Here is an 18196-nt window from a genome sequence, read left to right as displayed (position 1 = left end):
AAGCCGGAAAACCGGGACGCTCAACCCCCGCCGCCATTCATCGCCGCCTGCACCCGCAACCGGGGGAAAACCGCTTCCAGCGGCTTGGTGTCGGGCAGCACATAGACATAGCCGCCCTTTTTCCGGAACAGCGGGCTGACGTTCTTGCCGTAAAAGGCGGTGGGCAGGTTGATGCAGCCGAAGGTGATGCGATTGTCGTCGCCGGTGGGCGAGAGCATCCGCTCGCGGCGGCGTTCCCTTTTCGGCGCGCCCTTGGGAATGGGGTGCAGCGCCACCGACGTGGCATAATCGACCCACAGCACCTTCTGCCGCCCCGCCGCCAGCCCGAATTTCGCCAGGAAGCGCCCGGCGGGCGTCGTCTTTTCCGCCGGGCCGATCTCCGCCAGATTCTTCGATCCGATGCCGGGGCTCGCCTCGTCCCCGACGGCCACGCCGATCAGGACCGGCGCATGACCCAGCGATTTCCCGCTGGCGTCATAGAGCGAGAGAACCGCCGCCTTCTTGTCGACGATGATATAGGGCAGCGCGCCATTGTCGCGGGACGCGGCGATCCAGTCGGCCACGCGCGCCGCTTCCCCGGACAGCTTCGCTCCCGCCTCCTGCGGCATGTCCGCCTGCGGTTTCGCCGGCTCCGCCGCCCGGACGCCCTCCGTCGCGGGAATGGCCGGCGCAAGCACCGCCAGCGCCAGGAACAGTGGGATCATCGCTCAATGCACTCGAAGGAAAGCGCCGGCGCCCAGGACGGACGCCGGCGCGGGAACACCGGATTCGGCCCCGTTCCGGGCGTCAGTTGCGCGGCCGCTTGCGCTGATTTTCCTGCATGCGCTGCTCGATGCCGTCGACGCGGGCATTGATCTGGTCCAGCCGCTGGCCATTGTTCTGCGCCTGGCCGGATGCCGCCTGCGCCTCCGCCAGCGCCGATTTCGCGGTGGCGTCCGTCGCCTGCAGGCGCGAGTCGAGCGCATCGACGCGCTGGTTCACGGCGGCGACCTGTTCCCGCACGAAGCCCTTGGTGGCACAGCCCCCCAGCGCCAGCGAACCCACCAAAATCACCGCCAGAGGCGCGAATTTCGTGAAAGACCGCGACATCTCCATTCTCCTTATAGTTAACGAACCGTCCCCGTCCCAAGCCGAGCGCCGGATTCCGGACAATGGGATTCTGTCCGGCTGTGCATCCGCTCGGGTGAATGGATGGGACTGCCCGGGTGGGCCAACCGGGGGCGCGGGATTTCGTCAGCGGCGCGCGCCCGGCCGCCGCCATTTCCGGGGCCGTTCCTCCTCCCCCAGCAGCAGCATGATGTCGCCATAGCCGGCGAGCAGGCTTTCCAGCGACCGCACCGCCTGCCAGCCCCCCGGGAAAAGCGCGCGGAAAATATGCGACTTGTCCTTCATCGGCATCCTCCCACAATAAGTCCTGTCCGGCGCGCCTCTTGGCGGGCGTGCCTTGCGGCGCTTCAGCGAGCGCCGTCGACCAGGATCACGCGATATTCCGCACCGGCAAGCCGATGCTGCAATGCTTCCTGATAAGCGGGCGAGTGGTACCAGGCCCGCGCCGCATCCAGATCGTCGAACTCCAATATGGCGACGCCGTCGGGATCGGGCCCTTCCACCGCATCATGCTCCCCATAGAAGGCGAGCCGCCGGGCCGGCTTTTCCCCCCGCGCCTTGACCGCCAGCGCGGCATAGGCGGCCATCTCCCCGGCATCGTTCAGCCGGTCGCGGATCATGACGACATAAGCGGGCATGGACGGTCCTCTCCTCTTCCTGTCATGCGCGGGGGCGGCAGGGCGGGAAGCGCGCCCGGCCGCAATCCCCTACGCCCCTTCCGTCACCTTGGCGGAGGCCTTGCGGGTCCGGGCAGGCTTCTGGTCCTTGCCCAGCACGATCTTCGTCGTCATCAGATAATGTTCGCGCATCAGCTTGATCGCCAGATCGGCGTCATGCGCCAGAAAGGCGTCGGCCAGCTTGCTATATTCCTTCTCCAGATTCGAACGCTTGGACGGCGAGGAGATGGAGAGCCAGCGATAGCGCTCGCTCTGCAGCAGCAGCATGTCGCGCACCCGGAGCAGCCAGGGATTGTCGCATGTGGCGACCAGCGCGTGATGGAAGGCGTGGTGCGCGTCCGCCCATTCCTGCGTCACCTTGCCGTCATCGTCGTTGCGCGGCGTCCGCAGCAGGCCGTGCAGCGCCGCGACGATCCCCTTTTCCCAGGCGATGGTGGCGTTCGCGATGGCGGAGCGGATGCAGGGCTCCTCGATCAACAGGCGCACATCCGTCAGATGATGCAGGTCCTCGGCCGCGATCTCGCTCACGCGGAAGCCGCGCTGCGGTTCGGCGGTGACCAGCCCTTCTGCGGTGACCCGCGCCAGCGCCTCGCGCACCGCGCTCTGGTTCGCCCCCAGATTCTCGCACAGGTCGGAAATGACGAGCTTCTGACCGGGCGGAAGCGCGCCGTTCAGCAGCCGGGACCGGATCTGCTCGTAAACGCGGTGGGTGCGGCTGGGCGCCGGTGATTTCTCTGCCATTCGCCCTTGATAGTTCACTTTTCCCCCATCTACAACCGTTATAACAAAAAGTGCACTTTCTGTTGACTCATGGACAATACTCGCACATCGTCCGCGCGACCGCCCGCCTCCCCCGGGGCCGGTTTCGGGCCGGGACCGCGAACGGGCAAATGGCATGACATGGCCGACCACTCGTCGGCTGGAATCGGGATCAAGCATGAAAGACAAGGTCATCATCTCCTGCGCCGTCACCGGCTCCATCCACACGCCGACCATGTCGGACGCGCTGCCGGTCACGCCGTCCGAAATCGCGGAACAGGCGATAGAGGCGGCGGAGGCCGGCGCCGCCATCCTCCATCTCCATGCGCGCGATCCCAGGGACGGCCGACCCTCGGCGGACCCCGCCCTGTTCATGGAATTCCTGCCGCGCATCAGGCAGGGCTGCGACGCCATCTGCAACATCACCACGGGCGGCAGCCTCACCATGACGGTCGAGCAGCGCCTGGCCGCGCCGCTGCTGGCGTCGCCCGAAATGTGCTCGCTCAACATGGGCAGCATGAATTTCGCGCTCTATCCGATGGCGGATCGCTACCGGCAATGGAAGCATGACTGGGAGGAGCCCTATCTGCGGGAATCGGACGATTATATCTTCCGCAACACCTTCCGCGACATCGGCAAGATCGCCCATGCGCTGGGCGATGCCCATGACGTGAAGTTCGAACATGAATGCTATGACGTCGGTCATCTGTACAATCTGGCGCATTGCATCGACCGCGGCTTCTTCAAGCCGCCGGTCTTCATCCAGTTCATCTTCGGCATATTGGGAGGGATCGGGGCGGAGGTCGACAACCTCCTCTTCATGAAGCGGACCGCCGATCGCCTGTTCGGACAGGATTATCACTGGTCGGTGCTGGGCGCGGGACGCCATCAGATGCCGCTCGCGACGCAAGCGGCGCTGATGGGCGGCCATGTGCGCGTGGGGCTGGAGGACAATCTGAACATCGCCCAGGGGCGGCTCGCCTCCAGCAATGCCGAACAGGTGCGCAAGGTGCGCGCGATCATCGAAGATCTGGGCCTGGAGATAGCGACCGCCGATGAAGCGCGCGCCCGGCTCGGCCTCAAGGGCGGGGACAAGGTCGCCTTCTGATGCCCGCGCGTCGATAGCGCCGGATCGGCCGGCCCGGAATCCGTGGCTCGATTCGCGCCCCGCCCTTGAAAAGACAGGCGACGATCACGATCAATGATATTATAGACATCATGTGATGGTCCGCCGCTACCGGTGCGGACGACAAGAGAAGGAAATGCCAGAGTGACCGCGGAAATCATCCTCGCCCATCCCGTCCGCACCCCGATCGGGAGCTATAACGGCACGCTCAAGGACGTGCCGGCGGCCGAACTGGGCGCCGTCGCCATCCGGGAAACCGTGCGCCGCGCAGGGCTGTCGCCGGATGCCGTCGGCGCGGTCACCATGGGCAATGTGATCCAGGCCGGCAACAGGATGAACCCGGCGCGCCAGGCGGCGATCCACGCCGGGCTGCCGGTCTCGGTCCCCGCCCTCACCGTCAACCGGGTCTGCGGATCGGGCGCGCAGGCGATCGTGACCGCCGCGCAGGAAGTGCAGCTTGGCCTGCACGACGTCGCCATCGCCGGCGGCATGGAGAATATGGACCGCGCGCCTTATCTGATGACCGGCGGCCGCTGGGGTTATCGCATGGGCGACGCCGCGATCATCGATTCCATGCTGCATGACGGCCTGAACGACGCCTTTTCCGGCCAGCATTCCGGCTGGCATACGGAGGATCTCGTCACCCGCTCCCAGATTTCGCGGGATGCGCAGGACCGCTGGGCCGAACGCTCGCAGAAGCGCTTCGTGCAGGCGCAGTCGGAAGGCCGGTTCGCGGCGGAGATCGCCCCCGTCACCATCAAGGGCCGCAAGGGCGACGTCAGCTTCGCCAGCGACGAGGCGCCCCGCGCCGATACGACGCTGGAGGGACTGGCCCGGCTGAAGCCCGCCTTCCGCCCGGACGGCACGATCACCGCCGGCAATGCCCCCGGCCTCAACAGCGGCGCATCCGCGATGCTGGTCGCCACCCGCGCCTGGGCCGAGGCGAACGGCGTCGAACCGGCGGGCCGGATCGTCTCCTACGCCGTCGCCGCGCTGGAGCCGGGCCTCTTCGGCCTCGCGCCGGTCCCTGCCGTGGTGAAGGCGGTCGAACGCGCCGGCTGGAAGCTGCCGGACGTGGAGCGGTTCGAGATCAACGAAGCCTTCGCCGCCGTACCCCTGGCCATCATCAAGGAACTCGGCCTGCCGGAGGACATCGTCAATGTGGAGGGCGGCGCGATCGCCCATGGCCATGCCATCGGCGCGACCGGCGCGGTGCTGACGACCCGGCTGCTGCATTCGATGAAGCGGGACGGCGTGCGGCGGGGCCTTGTCACGCTTTGCATCGGCGGCGGCCAGGGTATAGCGCTCGCACTGGAAACGCTGTGACGGCGGCACGGATGCGGGGGAAAGATCGGTCACGATACGATAAGCGCTCTGGCGCGGGGCGAACTGCCCCGCCCGCCCATGGCCGATACCGTGCCCTTCACCCTTCTTCCGCCCGAAATGGGGCGCGTGGAGCTGAGGGCGACGCCGGGCGAACGCTTCCTCAACCTTGGCGGCGTCGTCCATGGCGGCTGGGCGCTGACCATGCTGGATTCCGCCATGGGCCTCGCGGCGGCAACCACCTTGGACGAGGGCGGTTTCGCCCCCACCTATGAAACCAGCGTCAAGTTCCTGCGGCCCATCCCCGCCAATATCGGGGAAATGCGGGTGATCGGCACCGTCATCTCGCGCGGCCGGTCCCTTGTCGCGTTGGACGGACGCATCGAAAGCCTCGACAACCGGATCTTCGCGCACGGCACGTCCACCTGCGTCGTTCCCCGCTGAACGCGGGGCGCACCATCTTTCAGGAGCATCGCATGCTGAACCGAAGCATCCGTTCCGCGACGATCTGGACGATCAGTCCGTCCTCCACTCCACGGTCACGCGCAAACCGATTGTCGGCCGCGACAGGATATTGCGGACGATCCAGGCGGCCGGCGCGTCCTATGACCATATGCGTCCGACCTATCATGAAGCGATCGGCAACAGGAGCTTCGCGGAATATGACGCGAGGATCGCGGGCGGGCCGGAACTTCACTGCGTGGCGGCGATCACCCGGAAGGAATCGGGCGCGGTGGAGACCATTGCCTTCCCGCGGCTAAAGCTTCCCCCGATGGGCAGTTCCCATCTGGCGGAGCAAGAAGGCCAAGAAGGCGAAGGCAAGCCACCCTGACTTCTTCAGTTGCTCGTTTCGGTCTTTCCCGACTCCGCCTCTGAACTGTTGGCGAAGCGGCGACGCAAGGGAATGCGGGTATCGACATCCGCGACGCCCAGCCGTTCCTTGACGGATTTCCGCGCCCGCTGGAGGATTTTCTCCGCGGTTTTCAGGTCGGTCGTCATCCGCGCCATTACCAGCGCGCCCAGCGCTTCGGAAAAGGCGGCGTTCGCGGCCTCCTCGGGATCGTCGACCCCGGCGCGCTCCAGCAGCCGGGTCACGCCGTCGATCAGTCCGCGCATGCCATTGCTCAGCCGCCCACGCCCATCCTCCGAAAGATGGGCCAGCTCGCTGGTGAGCGACGGGATCGGGCACCCCGTCTCCGGATGGCTGCGATGGGTCATCGACAGATAGCCGTCGAAGAATTTGGCGATCGCCGCGCGGGGCTCTCCGACATCCAGCAGGCCCAAGAACCGCTCATAGCGTTCGTGGAACATATGCTCGACCGAATGGGCGACCAGATCGTCCTTGGACGCGAAATGGGCATAGAAGCCGCCGACGGTAAGCCCGGCCGCGGACATCACATTCGCCACCGCCACCCGGTCAATACCCTGGCAACGGATCGCCCGCGAAGCCTCCGTCAGGATGCGCTCCCGCGTACGCGCCTTATGGTCGCTTGGATATCTCATGCATAATCCCATAAGTGACCTGACCACAGCCGCTTACAGGAAAAAACGCGCCTCTTTCCCAAATGACTGTTTGCAGCCAACATAATATTATGGCCGTTCAGTTCAAGGGGTTTTCCCAAGGAGCGACCTACTCCGCTGTCAATCGTTGCATCCGGGCCAGATCGGATTGAAGACATTAGGCGACCAGCCGATATTCGGTGTCATTGGCCAGCCGGATCGCGCCGCCCCCGCCTCGAACGTCTAGATCGGCAGAATGGCAGCCGAAAACCTCCACCTCCAGCAACAAGCTGCCCGGACGGAAGCCGCTCTGCAAGGTCGGCTCCAACTGCCGGGCCGCTGGGCCGCCCATTTCGCCTATGAATGGGTACGCAAGGACGATGTCAGGATCGACACCGATCTTGTCGACCTCTTCGAATTCAGCGAGACTTCCGGATTGATCAAGAGCCTGAAGATCATCTTCGACCGGTAATCCCGCGCGCCTGCCTTCCGGGCCACGCTCCCCCGGCAGAGCTTTGCGTACACGCAAAGACTGGCCCAACCCGGCCGGGAACGGCTATGATCGGCCGGAACCATTCAGGAGCCCGCGACCATGCCGAACCCCAGTCCCTGGCAACATCATCGTCAAGCCGGCCTGGCCGACGACATCGATTTCGAGATCAAGGGCCAGGAACTGCAATTTCTGGAAATAGAACTCGATCCCGGCGAAAGCGCCGTGGCGGAGGCCGGCGCCCTGGTCTGGAAGGACGCGGCCGTCGGCATGACCACCGTCTTCGGCGACGGCAGCGGCGGCAGCGACGGCAGCTTCATGGGCAAGCTGCTGGGCGCGGGAAAGCGGCTGGTGACGGGGGAAAGCCTGTTCACCACCGTCTTCACCCATAATGGCCGGGGCAAGGCGCGGGTCGCCTTCGCCTCCCCCACCCCCGGCGCGATCCTGCCGATTCGCCTCGACCAGGTCGGCAGGCGGCTGATCTGCCAGAAGGACAGCTTCCTCGCCGCCGCGAAGGGCGTATCGATCGGCGTCCATTTCCAGCAGCGGATCATGACCGGCCTGTTCGGCGGCGAAGGCTTCATCATGCAGAAGCTGGAGGGCGACGGCTGGGTGTTCGTCCAGATGGGCGGCACCATCGTGGAGCGCGAACTGGCCCCCGGCGAACAGCTTCACGTCGATACCGGCTGCGTCGCCGCCTATACCGACACGGTGGATTTCGACTTGGAGCGCGCGGGCGGCGTGCGCAGCATCCTGTTCGGCGGCGAAGGCCTGTTCTTCGCGCGCCTGACCGGGCCGGGCAAGGTGTGGATACAGTCCCTGCCCTTCTCGCGCCTCGCCGGCCGCATGCTGGCGGCGGCGGGCAGCCGCGGCGGCCAGAATCGCGGCGAAGGCTCCGTGCTCGGCGGCCTAGGCGACCTGATCGGCGGCAATAATTAGAGCATCGTGCGCAAAAGTGGGAACCGGTTTTCCGCTCAAACCGATGCGACAGAAACCCGCAGCGCGCGGCCCGCGCCCGATTTGAGCCATCGCGCGCCATAGCCGTCCGCCGCTCTTCCCCCCACCCCCAAACCCCACCGCAAGCCCCCCCATCGGCGCGCCGCACAACCGGCCCGCCGGTGGCGCGCCCCCGCGCATGACCGCCATCCCCCTTGAGCCGATATGTGCATGAACATCGACACATGACGTCCGCAGCCTTTTCACGGCCATGAAAATCCATTATTATTCAAAGCCATAGCGGACGAATCCGCACCAACCATCTTGCGAACCCGCAACGGCGCCGGGGCAATCCGCCGTTCCGGGAAGGAGGTTCAACAAAGGCGGCACAGGGCCGCTCAACAACGGGGTCGTACCATGCGCATTTTCTCTCTTCGCCCGCTTGCGGGCGTGCTGTTCGCGTGCGTGCTCATATTCTGCATGAGCGAATGGGGCCTGTCCCTCACCGCCGACACGGAAAAAATCTCCGCGCCCACGCCAGCGGCGAAAGACCCGCCGGGCATCGCCTCCATCCTCACCAACGGCTTTTTCGGCCGGACCGCCAACCCGACGCCACAGATCGACTTCTCCCGCCCCTCCCCCAGCCCCTGGACCACGGCGCTGGGCAGCAGCAATCCCGCCGCGCTCTTTCCCACCACCGCCGCCGCCGCCCGAACCGGCGGCCCGGCCGGGCGCGCCGCCGGACCGATGGCGCCGGTCAGCACCATGCTGGCCCTCTCCACCGCCGCCACCGCCGCGCAGGCAGGCGATTTCGCCAATTTCGACTTCGCCGGCGGCACCCGCTACCCTGAACAGGCGACCGCGTCGGTCGGCCCCGCCTTCTACCGCCCCGGCGCGACCGTCGCCTATGTGCCGATCACGCTCGACCGCCCGACGCCCAACACCGTGATCGCGCGGGTGATGACGGAGGATGGACCGGGCCTCGTCCGCGGCGTGGCGGGCATCAACTATCGAAGCATCTACAAGGCGGTGATCTTCCGCCCCGGCGACCCGCTGACCAAGACGGTCTCCGTCCCCATATTGCTCGGCGTGCCGCAGGCCGACTTCATCGTCCGCTTCGTGGAGGCTCCATGGGGCGGCAAGATGGGCACCGACCGCGCCTTCGTCCAATGCGATTTCCAGCAGGAACCGACGGCGGAACAGGTCGCGGGGCGCGAACCCCGCGCCTTCCAGCCCACGGGCACGCTCCAGTGGAGGATGAGCCGCGAAACCCTCAAATGGTCCGACGCCGGCCATGACAAGGCCTGGTCGACCAAGCTGCCCAATGGCCGCTCGCAACCGGGCAATCAGGAAACCGGCATCTATCTCGACGGCTGGGTCTATCGCGACTATGGCATAGAGGCGCCCCTGCGCTACACGGACGATGGGCTCGTCATGCACACGCAGAAGCTGAAGCAGCCCATCGCCTGGGACGGCGTCCCCTATGACTATGGCGCGGTCGTGCTCAGCGGCCACAACACCCGGCCGGTGCAGATCGGCTACGGCCAATATGAATTCACCGCGAAGATGCCGAACCGGCGCGGCTCCTGGCCCGCCTTCTGGCTGATCTCGACCGCCGGCTGGCCGCCGGAAATCGACATTTACGAAGGGTTCGGCTTCGAAAGCTGGTGGGATTTCGACCGCTACACCGCCAACACGCTGCACGGCGGCGCCAACATCACCCGCACCTTCCAGCAGGGCGTCTTCATGAACACCGAAGAGGTCTACGGCATCGGCGGCTTCACCACGGGCTTCCACAGCTTCGCCGTCGACATCCAGCCCGACTATATCACTTGGTTCATCGACGGGAAGGAGACCTATCAGGCGGTCAATCCCTTCGCCGGCTTCCGCTGGTACCCGATCATGAACGTCGCGGTGAAGACGACCGGCGACTATGCGGACGGCACCGGCGACATGATCGTCCGCGACATCAAGGTCTATGCGGACGGGGGCTGAACGAAGGCGTCGCGCGGCCAGGCCCGACCATCCCACCCCCGTTCCGGGCCCGACGGATATTCGGCAACCCCTCCGCCTTCATGCTCCCGCCCCGCGCGGGAGCATGCGACGGATAGGGAAGACCGCGCCCCTCAGAACTGATCGAAGATCAACCCCATGCGCGGACTGAACAGCCGGTCATAGGCCTTCAGCAAGGCCCCGTCGGTCATCCCGGCGATATAGTCGCAGATCACCCGCGGCGCCTCCTCCCCCGCCCGCACCAGCGCCCATTGCTCGGCCGGCAGCAGGGTCTCCGGCTCCGACGCCAGCGCCTCGAAGACGGACACCACCATCTTCTGTCCCTTGAACTCCAGTTGCTGCACCCCGGCGCTGCGGATCACCTCCTGATAGACCGCGTTCCTCAGCGCGCCCAGGAACCGCGCCGGCCCCTCCTGCATCCCCGCGCGGTATCGGACCAGCGGCTCCTCGAACTCCTCCCGCGTGTCGATGCGGCAATGGGTGATCAGGTGATGCACCATCCGTCCGATGCAGCGCTTGCGCCCGCCGCCCTCGCCGAACAGCGTCCCGACCAGCCGCTCATAGACATTATTCTCGGATTCGCCGGGATATTTCCGCTTGAGGTGGACCAGGAAGGACGCGCATTCCTCCTCCGGCACCAGCCTGCGAAAGGCCTCCTCCCCGATCAGGCGCAGCGCCAGCGCATCCTCCAGGTCATGGACGCCGAAGCCGATGTCGTCGGCCACGTCCATGATGCTGCAATCGAAGGATTTGTGGATCGCCCGGTGGTGCCTGCCGACCTGCGGCTCGATCGCCGTGAACGCCTCCCGGTCGGCGCTCGACAAGGGCGCCAATATCCATTGCACCGCCTGCCGCTCCGTATCGAGATAGCATTTGGGCGGCTTGCTGGCGGCCCGGTCGATGATGCGGATGGAAGAAGGCCTGCCGCTCAGCCGGGGCGCGCAGGCGGGATTGCAGGCCTGCGCATAGGGGACCGGATATTTGAGCACGCCCAGCAGCGTCCGCCGCATGAGATTGGCCCCCGCCCCGGCCGAAAATTTCTCCAGCCGGGCCAGGATGCGCAGCGTCTGGCCATTGCCCTCGAACCCGCCCGCCTGCCGCATGCAGTAATTCAGCGCGACTTCCCCGCCATGGCCGAAGGGCGGATGGCCCAAGTCATGGGTGAAGCCGATGGCCTGGATCAGGCTGTGGTCGGGCAGATGCGGGATCGCCGGGTGGTCGGGGAAATCCTGCCGCAACTGCCGCGCTATGCCGCCCGCGATCTGCGCGACCTCCAGCGAATGGGTCAGCCGCGTGCGATAGAAATCGCTGTCGCCCAGGTTCAGGATCTGCGTCTTGCCCTGCAGGCGGCGGAAGGACGCGGAATGGATGACCCGCGCATAGTCGACATCCGCTTCATTGCGGGCGTCCTCGCTCTGCGCCTGCCAGTTTTCCTGCCGTTCATACCAGTTCATGCCACTCTTCTCCGGCGAATCCCGACCGCCTGTCGCTTGGCCGGAATATAGGCCGCTTCTCCCGCGCAGGCGCAGGAAAACCGGTTCATGCTGCTTCCTCCATGCCGATCCTCATCCCACCCCGCCCTCATTTGCCTATTTGAACTATTTATGCCACATCTATCCCAAACAAGCTTCAACTTCGCGCAAGAGGGCAGGAATGAACGCAGTGGTAACCCAGATCGGCGATCTGGCGGAGGCCGGCGAAAAGATGGTCGAACGCCTGCGGCGCAAGGCTTTTCTGCCGGATAGCCGCAAGGAACTCAACATCCGCTTCGGCATCGCTGAAGCCGCGCAACTGCTCGGCTGCTCCACGAATCGCATCCGCATGGCGGAGGAGGACGGACGCCTTCCCCCTGCCCCGCCGACCGAAAACGGCCGCCGCCCCGGCTACAAGGTGGAGGAACTGCTGAACATGCGGCAGGTGCTGGGCGCCTCGCCCGAACGCGCCCCCTTGGACATTCCCGCCATCATCGCGGTGCAGAATTTCAAGGGCGGCGTCGGCAAGTCGACCGTCACCACCCATCTCGCCCATTATTTCGCGGTGCAGGGCTATCGCGTGCTGGTGGTCGACTGCGACAGCCAGGCCACCACCACCACGCTGTTCGGCTTCAACCCGCATTTCAACATCCAGCGGGAAGAAACGCTCTACCCCTATCTCTCCATCGACCCGACGCAGGTCGACCTGCTCTACGCGGTCAAGCACACCGCCTGGCCCAATGTCGACCTCATCCCATCCAATCTCGAACTGTTCGACGTGGAATATGAGCTGGCGGCGGCGGGCAGCGACGGCGGCTCCGTCCTTGCGGCGCGCTTCCGCAAGCTGAAGCAGGGCCTGATGGACCTTGCCCGCCATTATGACGTGGTGCTGCTCGATCCGCCGCCGGCGCTGGGCACGATCAGCCTCGCCGTGATGCAGGCGGCCAATGCCCTGCTGGTGCCGCTGGCCGCGACCACGCCCGACTTCTGCTCGACCGTCCAGTTCCTCTCGATGATGGATCAGGTGATCGGCCAGCTGCAGCAGGCGGGGATAGAGGTCGACTATCAGTTCGTCCGCCTGCTCTGCTCGAAATTCGACAGCAACGATCCCAGCCATTCGATGGTCCGCGCGATCATGGAACAGAGCTTCGGCCCGGCTCTCCTGCCCATTCCGATCCTCGACAGCGCGGAAATCAGCCATGCCGCGCTGCGCATGATGACCGTCTATGAACTGGAAAAGCCGATCGGCACGCCGCGCACCCACAAGCGCTGCCGCGCCAATCTGGACGAGGCCATGGGCCAGATCGAGGCGCTGGTGCGTCAGGGCTGGGGCCGCGTCGCCCCTGCGCGGGAAGAGGACATCGTCAATGCGGCATGAAGCCCCTTTCCGCATGTTCATGATATGTTCCCGGTTTGCCGAAAGGGAATGCCATGGCGCGTAAGCAATCCGACTATCTGGCCGCCCTTCTCTCCGACGAGCCCGAGGCGGCAGCGGCAACGCCCGTCGAGCCGGAGGAGGCAGGCCCGCCCGCATCGCCCCTCTCCCCCTCCTCCTCCCCCTCCTCTGGCCCGGCCGCGCCGCGCCAGGATCGCGCCCGCGGCACCACCCTGCTCGGCCGCGAATCCGCCCTTGCCCGCCTGGCCTCGGGCGAGGTGCGGCAGGTCACGCAATTGCTGCTCGACCCGGCGAAAGTCCGGATCTGGAGCGGCAATGCCCGCCTCTATGCGCATCTCAATGAGGAAAATTGCCGCGAACTGATCGACTCGATCATCGCGGAGGGCGGGCAGAAGGTGCCCGCCGTGGTCCGCCGGATAGAGGGCGATCCCGATCATGATTATGAGGTGATCGCCGGCACCCGCCGCCACTGGTCGATCAGCTGGCTGCGCGCCAACAGCTATTCCGACATGATGTTCGTGGCGCAGGTCGCCCAGCTCGACGATGAGGCCGCCTTCCGCCTCGCCGACCTCGAAAACCGCGCCCGCAAGGACGTCTCGGACCTCGAACGCGCGCGCAACTATGCCGATGCGCTCAAGGCCCATTATGGCAGCCACCTGACCCGCATGGCCGAACGGCTGAAGCTCTCCAAGGGATGGCTCAGCAAGATGATCAAGGTGGCGGGCATCGAGGACGCGGTGATCGACGCCTTCGCCTCCCCGGCCGACGTCCAGTTGAAGCCCGCCTATGCGCTGGCCCAATCGCTCGACGACCCCAAGGGCGCGCCCGCCATCCGCGCGGAGGCGAACCGCCTCGCCTCCGAACAGCGCGCGCTGCGGTCGGCGGGCGCCGCGCCCATCCCGGCCTCGGATGTGCTCAAACGCCTGCTCGACGCCCCCCGCGCCGCCCAGTCGGCCCCCAGGGAAGAACCCTTCACCTGGACCACCCACTATGGCCGTCCGGCGCTGACGGTCCAGTCGGTCAACCGCCAGGGCGTCACCATCCGCCTCCACGCCGGTTCGGGCGCGGACATGGAAACGCTCGCCACCGCGCTGCGCGACACGCTCGAACATCTCGAACGGCAGGGCATGGGGCTCCAGCGCTGATGGAAAGCGGGGGGCACAGGACATATGACGGAAGCGAAAGGCCGGTCGAACCGGCGGCTTCCGCCCTGCCCCCCGTTTCCCCGGGGAAACATCAGCCCCTTGTCCCCGCCGCCCCATGGGAAACACGTCCGCTGTTTCCCCGGGGAAACAGCCGATCCCCCATCCCCCCGGCCACCAGCCCGCCCTCGCCGGCATCCCCGGCCAGCGCCGCCAGCTTGGCCTGGTCGCCGCACGGCCGCAGCCACGCATCGGCTCCCATCCCGACATGCGCCCCTCATTCCATAACTCCCGTCCATTCTCCGGAACGTTCTTGGAATAGCCCCCGCGCGCCCCTCCCCTCCTCTGCCGCATCACGCCATGGGCTGACGCTCATCTTCAGGACCCGCCCATGACCCGCGCTTCCAGGACCGAGATCACCGACCAGTTCGAACTCTTCCTCCCCTATATCGCGGACATGCCCCTGCGCGACCAGCGCGAGATGATGGAGCGCCCCTTCTTCAGCCTCGCCAAGTCCAAGCGGGTCAAGCCGATCGACTACACCTCCCCCGACGGCAAGGCCTGGGTCCATGTCTCGGCCAATCCGGACTATGGCATGGCCACCATCTGGGATGCCGACATACTGATCTACTGCGCCTCCGTCCTGGCCGACATGGCGCGCCGCGGCCTCAACGACATCCCGCGCAAGCTGCACCTCATGCCCTATGACCTGCTGCGCGCCATCCACCGCCCGACGACCGGCCGCGCCTATGAACTGCTCGGCCAGTCGCTCGACCGGCTCGTCTCCACCACGATCAAGACCAACATCCGCGCCGAAAACCGCCGCGAAGCGACCTTCAGCTGGCTCGACGGCTGGACCCAACTGGTCGACGAACGCACCGAACGCTCCCGCGGCATGACCATCGAACTCAGCAACTGGTTCTATGAAGGCGTGCTGATGCAGGGCGGGGTGCTCAGCATCGACCGCGCCTATTTCGACCTGACCGGCGGCCGCGAACGCTGGCTCTACAAGGTCGCGCGCAAACATGCCGGCGGGGCAGGGGAGGGGGGCTTCGCCATCTCCATGCCCACCCTCTTCGAAAAGTCTGGGGCCGAAGGCGCCTATCGCCGCTTCAAATTCGAAATCGCCAAGATCGCCGAACGCGATCCCCTGCCCGGCTATACGGTCGAACTGGAACAGCCCGACGGCAAGCGTGAACCGTCGCTCCGCATGCGCCGCCGCCCCCAGGCCGATCCGCTCCCGGCAACCGTCGCCCGCCGACCGGCGACGGCCTCGCAATCCACCCCTCCCAAGACAACGCCGTCCCCCGCACCAACCGACGCCGACATGCTGGTCGATGCCGGCAGCATGATCCGCCGGACCCTGGCCGGAATGTCCGCCAAGGCCAGCGCCGGGGAGATCACGGACGCGACCATGGCGACCCTGCGCGCCGACTATCCCGGCTGGGACTATCAGACGCTCCATCAGGAGTTTCGCGACTGGCTCGAAGCCGACCCCACCCGCACGCCTGTCAATTATCAGAAGGCGTTCATCGGCTTCGTCCGCCGCTTCCACGAGAAGAACCGCCACCGCCTCTAGAGCATCGTGCGCAAAAGCGGGAACCGGTTTTGCGCTTAAAAGGATACGACAACAAAAGCCTGGAGCGCGCGGCCTGCGTATGATTTAACGCAGCGCGCTCCAGAGCGGGTTTCGCTCCGATTCCATCAGGTCGCCGCTCCACATTCCCCGTCTTCCGCGATTCCCGCCAGATTCGGAACCGGTCGCCTGGAAATCGCTCCAGAGCGCGCTGCATTAACCGGACGCAGGTCGTCACATCCTTTCAAGCAGAAAACCGGCCCTGCGATGCCGAGCCGCATCCCAAAAGGCCAAACCGCTTGACCAAAACCGGCCCAAAACTCGCGCCATATCCCGACCCTGCAATTCAGCCGACGCACCCCATGCCCATGCAACGCCGAAATGCCGGGGAGGGCGTTCCCGAAGTGTCGGGTAGCGCTGATGGGAAAGGACAACCCGTCAAACACCCCGATAGCGGACCTCAATCCGCCCCGGAATTTGAACGTCCTTTCCAACACCCCCCTCCAATATGATTCAATCCCCCACCCACCGACAACAGCAAATCGCATGCTTCGACACTCCGGGAACACCCTTCGCCCCTTTAGGAACGTTTCCCCGACATTTCAGGAACGCCAGCGTCGACACTATAGGAACGGACCAACGATCCTATGGGAACAGCGATCCAACGCCGACTCGTGCTCTTATGGCGATTCGCCTCCCGCATCCCCGCCCAGTAACTCTTTAACTTTCCTAGAAACCTTATAACCTGGGCGAGACATATTTTTGGCAAGAAACTGGATGAGAAGCCTTGGGCAGCGCCGTCTAATGCCGCCCTGTCAGTCTTTCGACCTGCGCTACCAGTTTCGTCGCGCCCTGGTGCGAAACGCCCAGCAGCCGCGCGACCGCCATCTTGCTCAGCCCCGGATAGGCCAGCTCAAGCCGCATCAGCAACGGGGCCTTGCTCCGCCGCGTCACCTCCAGTTCCACCGGCAGCCGAGCCAGCTTCGCCTCCAGCCGATCCAGTTCTATCAACCCCTGCGCCGCCTGGCGCGCGACCATGGCGGCAATCTCTCCCGCCAAAGAAGCGGCATCGTCCGGCAGGAAGCGCGGCAACCCGACAAGGCAGGGCAGGTGACGCAGGCTGAGCCCCGCCGCCACGAAGGCGCCGGGAAGGTGGCAGGCAAGCACCCAGCCCATATCAAACCGTCGCGGATCGATGCGCCATTGCCGCCCGTCGGCCGTCGTCACCAGATGCCCCTCGGTGACGGGCGTATCGAGGCTCCCCCTCGCATCGATCAGCCGCTGCGCGACCGCCGGCAGGGTGCCGGCAGCGTAGGGGGCGTCCAGCAGCATCTGGGCCATGCGCCACGCCGGGCCGAAGCGGACCAGATCCTCGGGCGCCCACAATCCCACCTCCTTGCGGTCGTCAAGCAAGGTGCGGGAGATGTTGAGGGTCGCGCGCGCGACCGGGTCCCGGTCATCGCCTGCCGACAGCGCAAAATGGAAGAGCGCGGCGACGGAAAGCGGATCGTTGAGCCCCTCGCTATGGCGCGGCGGCGGCGTCCGCCCGCAAATCCAGTTCTGAAGCTCCGCAACCGACACCGGCACGCCGGCAAAGCCCGACAGCATGGAGGCGCCCTTCAGCCTTGCCCTGGCCAGCCAGACATCGGTCGCCGGGCTGTTGCAAAGCCGCCCGTCGAGCCGCCCGAGAAGAAGCAGGGCATGATCCGGCGAAGCTGAAAAATCCTGCATTTCCCATGGATAGCGCAAGATGGACTACAACCAAAGAGGCGAGTTGGTTGTATATGCTATGATGGTGGGGAAGGCAGCTGCTCCGTCTGATCGACGGCGAATGGCCACGCTCTTTCTTATGCCATAATGCAGTAACGCCCGCCAGCGTCAATCGAACATCCAAAGTGGGGACCCGAACAAAAGCCCTGAAATAAGACGACGCCCCTCTCGGACACGTCCGTCGGGTAAAGGCGAAAGGGGAGGGCATCCAACCGATCCGCAAAACGGGAACAAAAGAGGAAATAGTGCTATTTTGCCCTGGGAAGCCCGTCAGGCACCGGTGGGCAGTCAAATATAGACAAGCTCATCGACACCGCCCTTTGCCTTTCAGAGAGCTTCCCAGCCTGCCCAAATTTTAGGCACTAGGCCCATCGATCTGTTCTCCCGTCCCACAGGAACAATGCGCCGGCTGCCGTAGCTCCTATCCTGCTGGGGATCGCGAACGTCATAGAGCCGCACGCGATGGATAGGGCGGCATCGATTCACCCCACGATGACCTGCTGCGGAGAAACTCATCATCATATCAAAGGAACAGGAACGGATGCCGCAACACGCCCGGCCTATATTCGATCGCCCCCGACGGGAGCAGGCAAGGGCACCGCCTGATCGACCGGACAACTGAAAGTCCCCGCAGAGGATCATGGGATATATTCATGATCCAGTGCAGCAATCTTCACCGGCATCCGGCCTTTGACAATCGCAAAACGGAGTCAGGCACGACCAAAGCCCGTCCATGACCATTATAGGGCATCCCAATCGAAGAGCCCGTTATCCCGAGAGGCACGGAGCGATATCATCCAGCGAAGACTTTCACCCATCGGATCATCTTGCATTGCTGGCAAAGCTCGAACATTGCATCGCAAGGCAAGGGCGTCTCAATTGTGGTAATGGAGATGGATAGATCAACAG

At 65.3% G+C, this 18196-nt stretch carries 18 protein-coding genes; 10 read left to right on the top strand and 8 right to left on the bottom strand.

Annotation, left to right across the window (positions count from 1 at the left end):
• Positions 1 to 20 precede the first annotated feature (20 nt).
• The 5 genes from EWH10_RS17070 to EWH10_RS17055 form a co-directional block, all read right to left on the bottom strand.
• A complete protein-coding gene (locus EWH10_RS17070) occupies positions 21 to 704 on the bottom strand; it encodes a hypothetical protein (RefSeq protein ID WP_025551455.1) in 684 nt (227 codons plus the stop codon).
• An 82-nt stretch (positions 705 to 786) separates the two neighbouring features.
• A complete protein-coding gene (locus EWH10_RS17065) occupies positions 787 to 1089 on the bottom strand; it encodes a hypothetical protein (RefSeq protein ID WP_025551453.1) in 303 nt (100 codons plus the stop codon).
• Between the two features lie 144 nt (positions 1090 to 1233).
• Positions 1234 to 1392 (bottom strand): hypothetical protein, encoded by a 159-nt coding sequence (locus tag EWH10_RS21805; protein WP_157009794.1) that lies wholly within the window; start codon positions 1390 to 1392, stop codon positions 1234 to 1236.
• A 62-nt stretch (positions 1393 to 1454) separates the two neighbouring features.
• Positions 1455 to 1745: a DUF1330 domain-containing protein gene (locus tag EWH10_RS17060; RefSeq protein ID WP_044661015.1), complete on the bottom strand. Its 291-nt coding sequence runs from the start codon at positions 1743 to 1745 to the stop codon at positions 1455 to 1457.
• Positions 1746 to 1814: 69 nt separating this feature from the next.
• On the bottom strand, positions 1815 to 2525 hold the full coding sequence (locus EWH10_RS17055) for a GntR family transcriptional regulator (RefSeq protein ID WP_025551449.1): 711 nt from the start codon (positions 2523 to 2525) through the stop codon (positions 1815 to 1817).
• Positions 2526 to 2721: 196 nt separating this feature from the next.
• Here EWH10_RS17055 and kce point away from each other — a divergent pair, with 196 nt between their 5' ends.
• From kce to EWH10_RS17035, 4 genes are all read left to right on the top strand, one after another.
• Entirely contained in the window at positions 2722 to 3651 is a 930-nt protein-coding gene (kce, locus tag EWH10_RS17050) for a 3,5-dioxohexanoate:acetyl-CoA acetone transferase (protein ID WP_044661014.1), read from the top strand.
• A gap of 162 nt (positions 3652 to 3813) precedes the next feature.
• Complete coding sequence (locus EWH10_RS17045; RefSeq protein ID WP_025551447.1) at positions 3814 to 4995, top strand: thiolase family protein; 1182 nt, start codon at positions 3814 to 3816, stop codon at positions 4993 to 4995.
• 78 nt (positions 4996 to 5073) lie between these two features.
• Entirely contained in the window at positions 5074 to 5436 is a 363-nt protein-coding gene (locus EWH10_RS17040; protein WP_025551445.1) for a PaaI family thioesterase, read from the top strand.
• 130 nt (positions 5437 to 5566) lie between these two features.
• Entirely contained in the window at positions 5567 to 5824 is a 258-nt protein-coding gene (locus EWH10_RS17035) for a hypothetical protein (protein ID WP_044661013.1), read from the top strand.
• 5 nt (positions 5825 to 5829) lie between these two features.
• Here the strand turns inward: EWH10_RS17035 and EWH10_RS17030 are convergent, their stop codons facing one another.
• Complete coding sequence (locus EWH10_RS17030; RefSeq protein ID WP_025551441.1) at positions 5830 to 6495, bottom strand: TetR/AcrR family transcriptional regulator; 666 nt, start codon at positions 6493 to 6495, stop codon at positions 5830 to 5832.
• 253 nt (positions 6496 to 6748) lie between these two features.
• Here EWH10_RS17030 and EWH10_RS17025 point away from each other — a divergent pair, with 253 nt between their 5' ends.
• The 3 genes from EWH10_RS17025 (at position 6749) to EWH10_RS17015 (ending at position 9913) form a co-directional block, all read left to right on the top strand.
• Positions 6749 to 6964: a hypothetical protein gene (locus EWH10_RS17025; RefSeq protein WP_025551439.1), complete on the top strand. Its 216-nt coding sequence runs from the start codon at positions 6749 to 6751 to the stop codon at positions 6962 to 6964.
• 120 nt (positions 6965 to 7084) lie between these two features.
• The gene (locus EWH10_RS17020; RefSeq protein WP_065847325.1) at positions 7085 to 7921 is read left to right on the top strand and encodes a TIGR00266 family protein; all 837 of its coding nucleotides are present in this window, start codon (positions 7085 to 7087) and stop codon (positions 7919 to 7921) included.
• Between the two features lie 414 nt (positions 7922 to 8335).
• The gene (locus tag EWH10_RS17015) at positions 8336 to 9913 is read left to right on the top strand and encodes a glycoside hydrolase family 16 protein (RefSeq protein ID WP_025551435.1); all 1578 of its coding nucleotides are present in this window, start codon (positions 8336 to 8338) and stop codon (positions 9911 to 9913) included.
• A 131-nt stretch (positions 9914 to 10044) separates the two neighbouring features.
• Here the strand turns inward: EWH10_RS17015 and EWH10_RS17010 are convergent, their stop codons facing one another.
• Positions 10045 to 11385: an anti-phage deoxyguanosine triphosphatase gene (locus tag EWH10_RS17010; RefSeq protein WP_025551434.1), complete on the bottom strand. Its 1341-nt coding sequence runs from the start codon at positions 11383 to 11385 to the stop codon at positions 10045 to 10047.
• Between the two features lie 199 nt (positions 11386 to 11584).
• Here EWH10_RS17010 and EWH10_RS17005 point away from each other — a divergent pair, with 199 nt between their 5' ends.
• The 3 genes from EWH10_RS17005 (at position 11585) to EWH10_RS16995 (ending at position 15520) form a co-directional block, all read left to right on the top strand.
• Complete coding sequence (locus EWH10_RS17005; RefSeq protein ID WP_013054122.1) at positions 11585 to 12781, top strand: AAA family ATPase; 1197 nt, start codon at positions 11585 to 11587, stop codon at positions 12779 to 12781.
• Between the two features lie 53 nt (positions 12782 to 12834).
• Positions 12835 to 13944: a ParB/RepB/Spo0J family partition protein gene (locus EWH10_RS17000; RefSeq protein WP_044661012.1), complete on the top strand. Its 1110-nt coding sequence runs from the start codon at positions 12835 to 12837 to the stop codon at positions 13942 to 13944.
• A 388-nt stretch (positions 13945 to 14332) separates the two neighbouring features.
• Positions 14333 to 15520, top strand: coding sequence for a replication initiator protein A (locus tag EWH10_RS16995; RefSeq protein ID WP_025552294.1), 1188 nt, complete (start codon positions 14333 to 14335; stop codon positions 15518 to 15520).
• A 798-nt stretch (positions 15521 to 16318) separates the two neighbouring features.
• On the opposite strand, the gene EWH10_RS16990 is transcribed toward EWH10_RS16995, so the two are convergent.
• A complete protein-coding gene (locus tag EWH10_RS16990) occupies positions 16319 to 17248 on the bottom strand; it encodes a hypothetical protein (RefSeq protein ID WP_025550466.1) in 930 nt (309 codons plus the stop codon).
• Between the last annotated feature and the right edge of the window lie 948 nt (positions 17249 to 18196).

The organism is Sphingobium fuliginis (assembly GCF_004152845.1).
Classification (GTDB): Bacteria; Pseudomonadota; Alphaproteobacteria; order Sphingomonadales; family Sphingomonadaceae; genus Sphingobium; species Sphingobium fuliginis.
The sequence above is the reverse complement of the archived record's forward strand: the minus strand, read 5'-3'. Positions and strand labels throughout refer to the sequence as shown.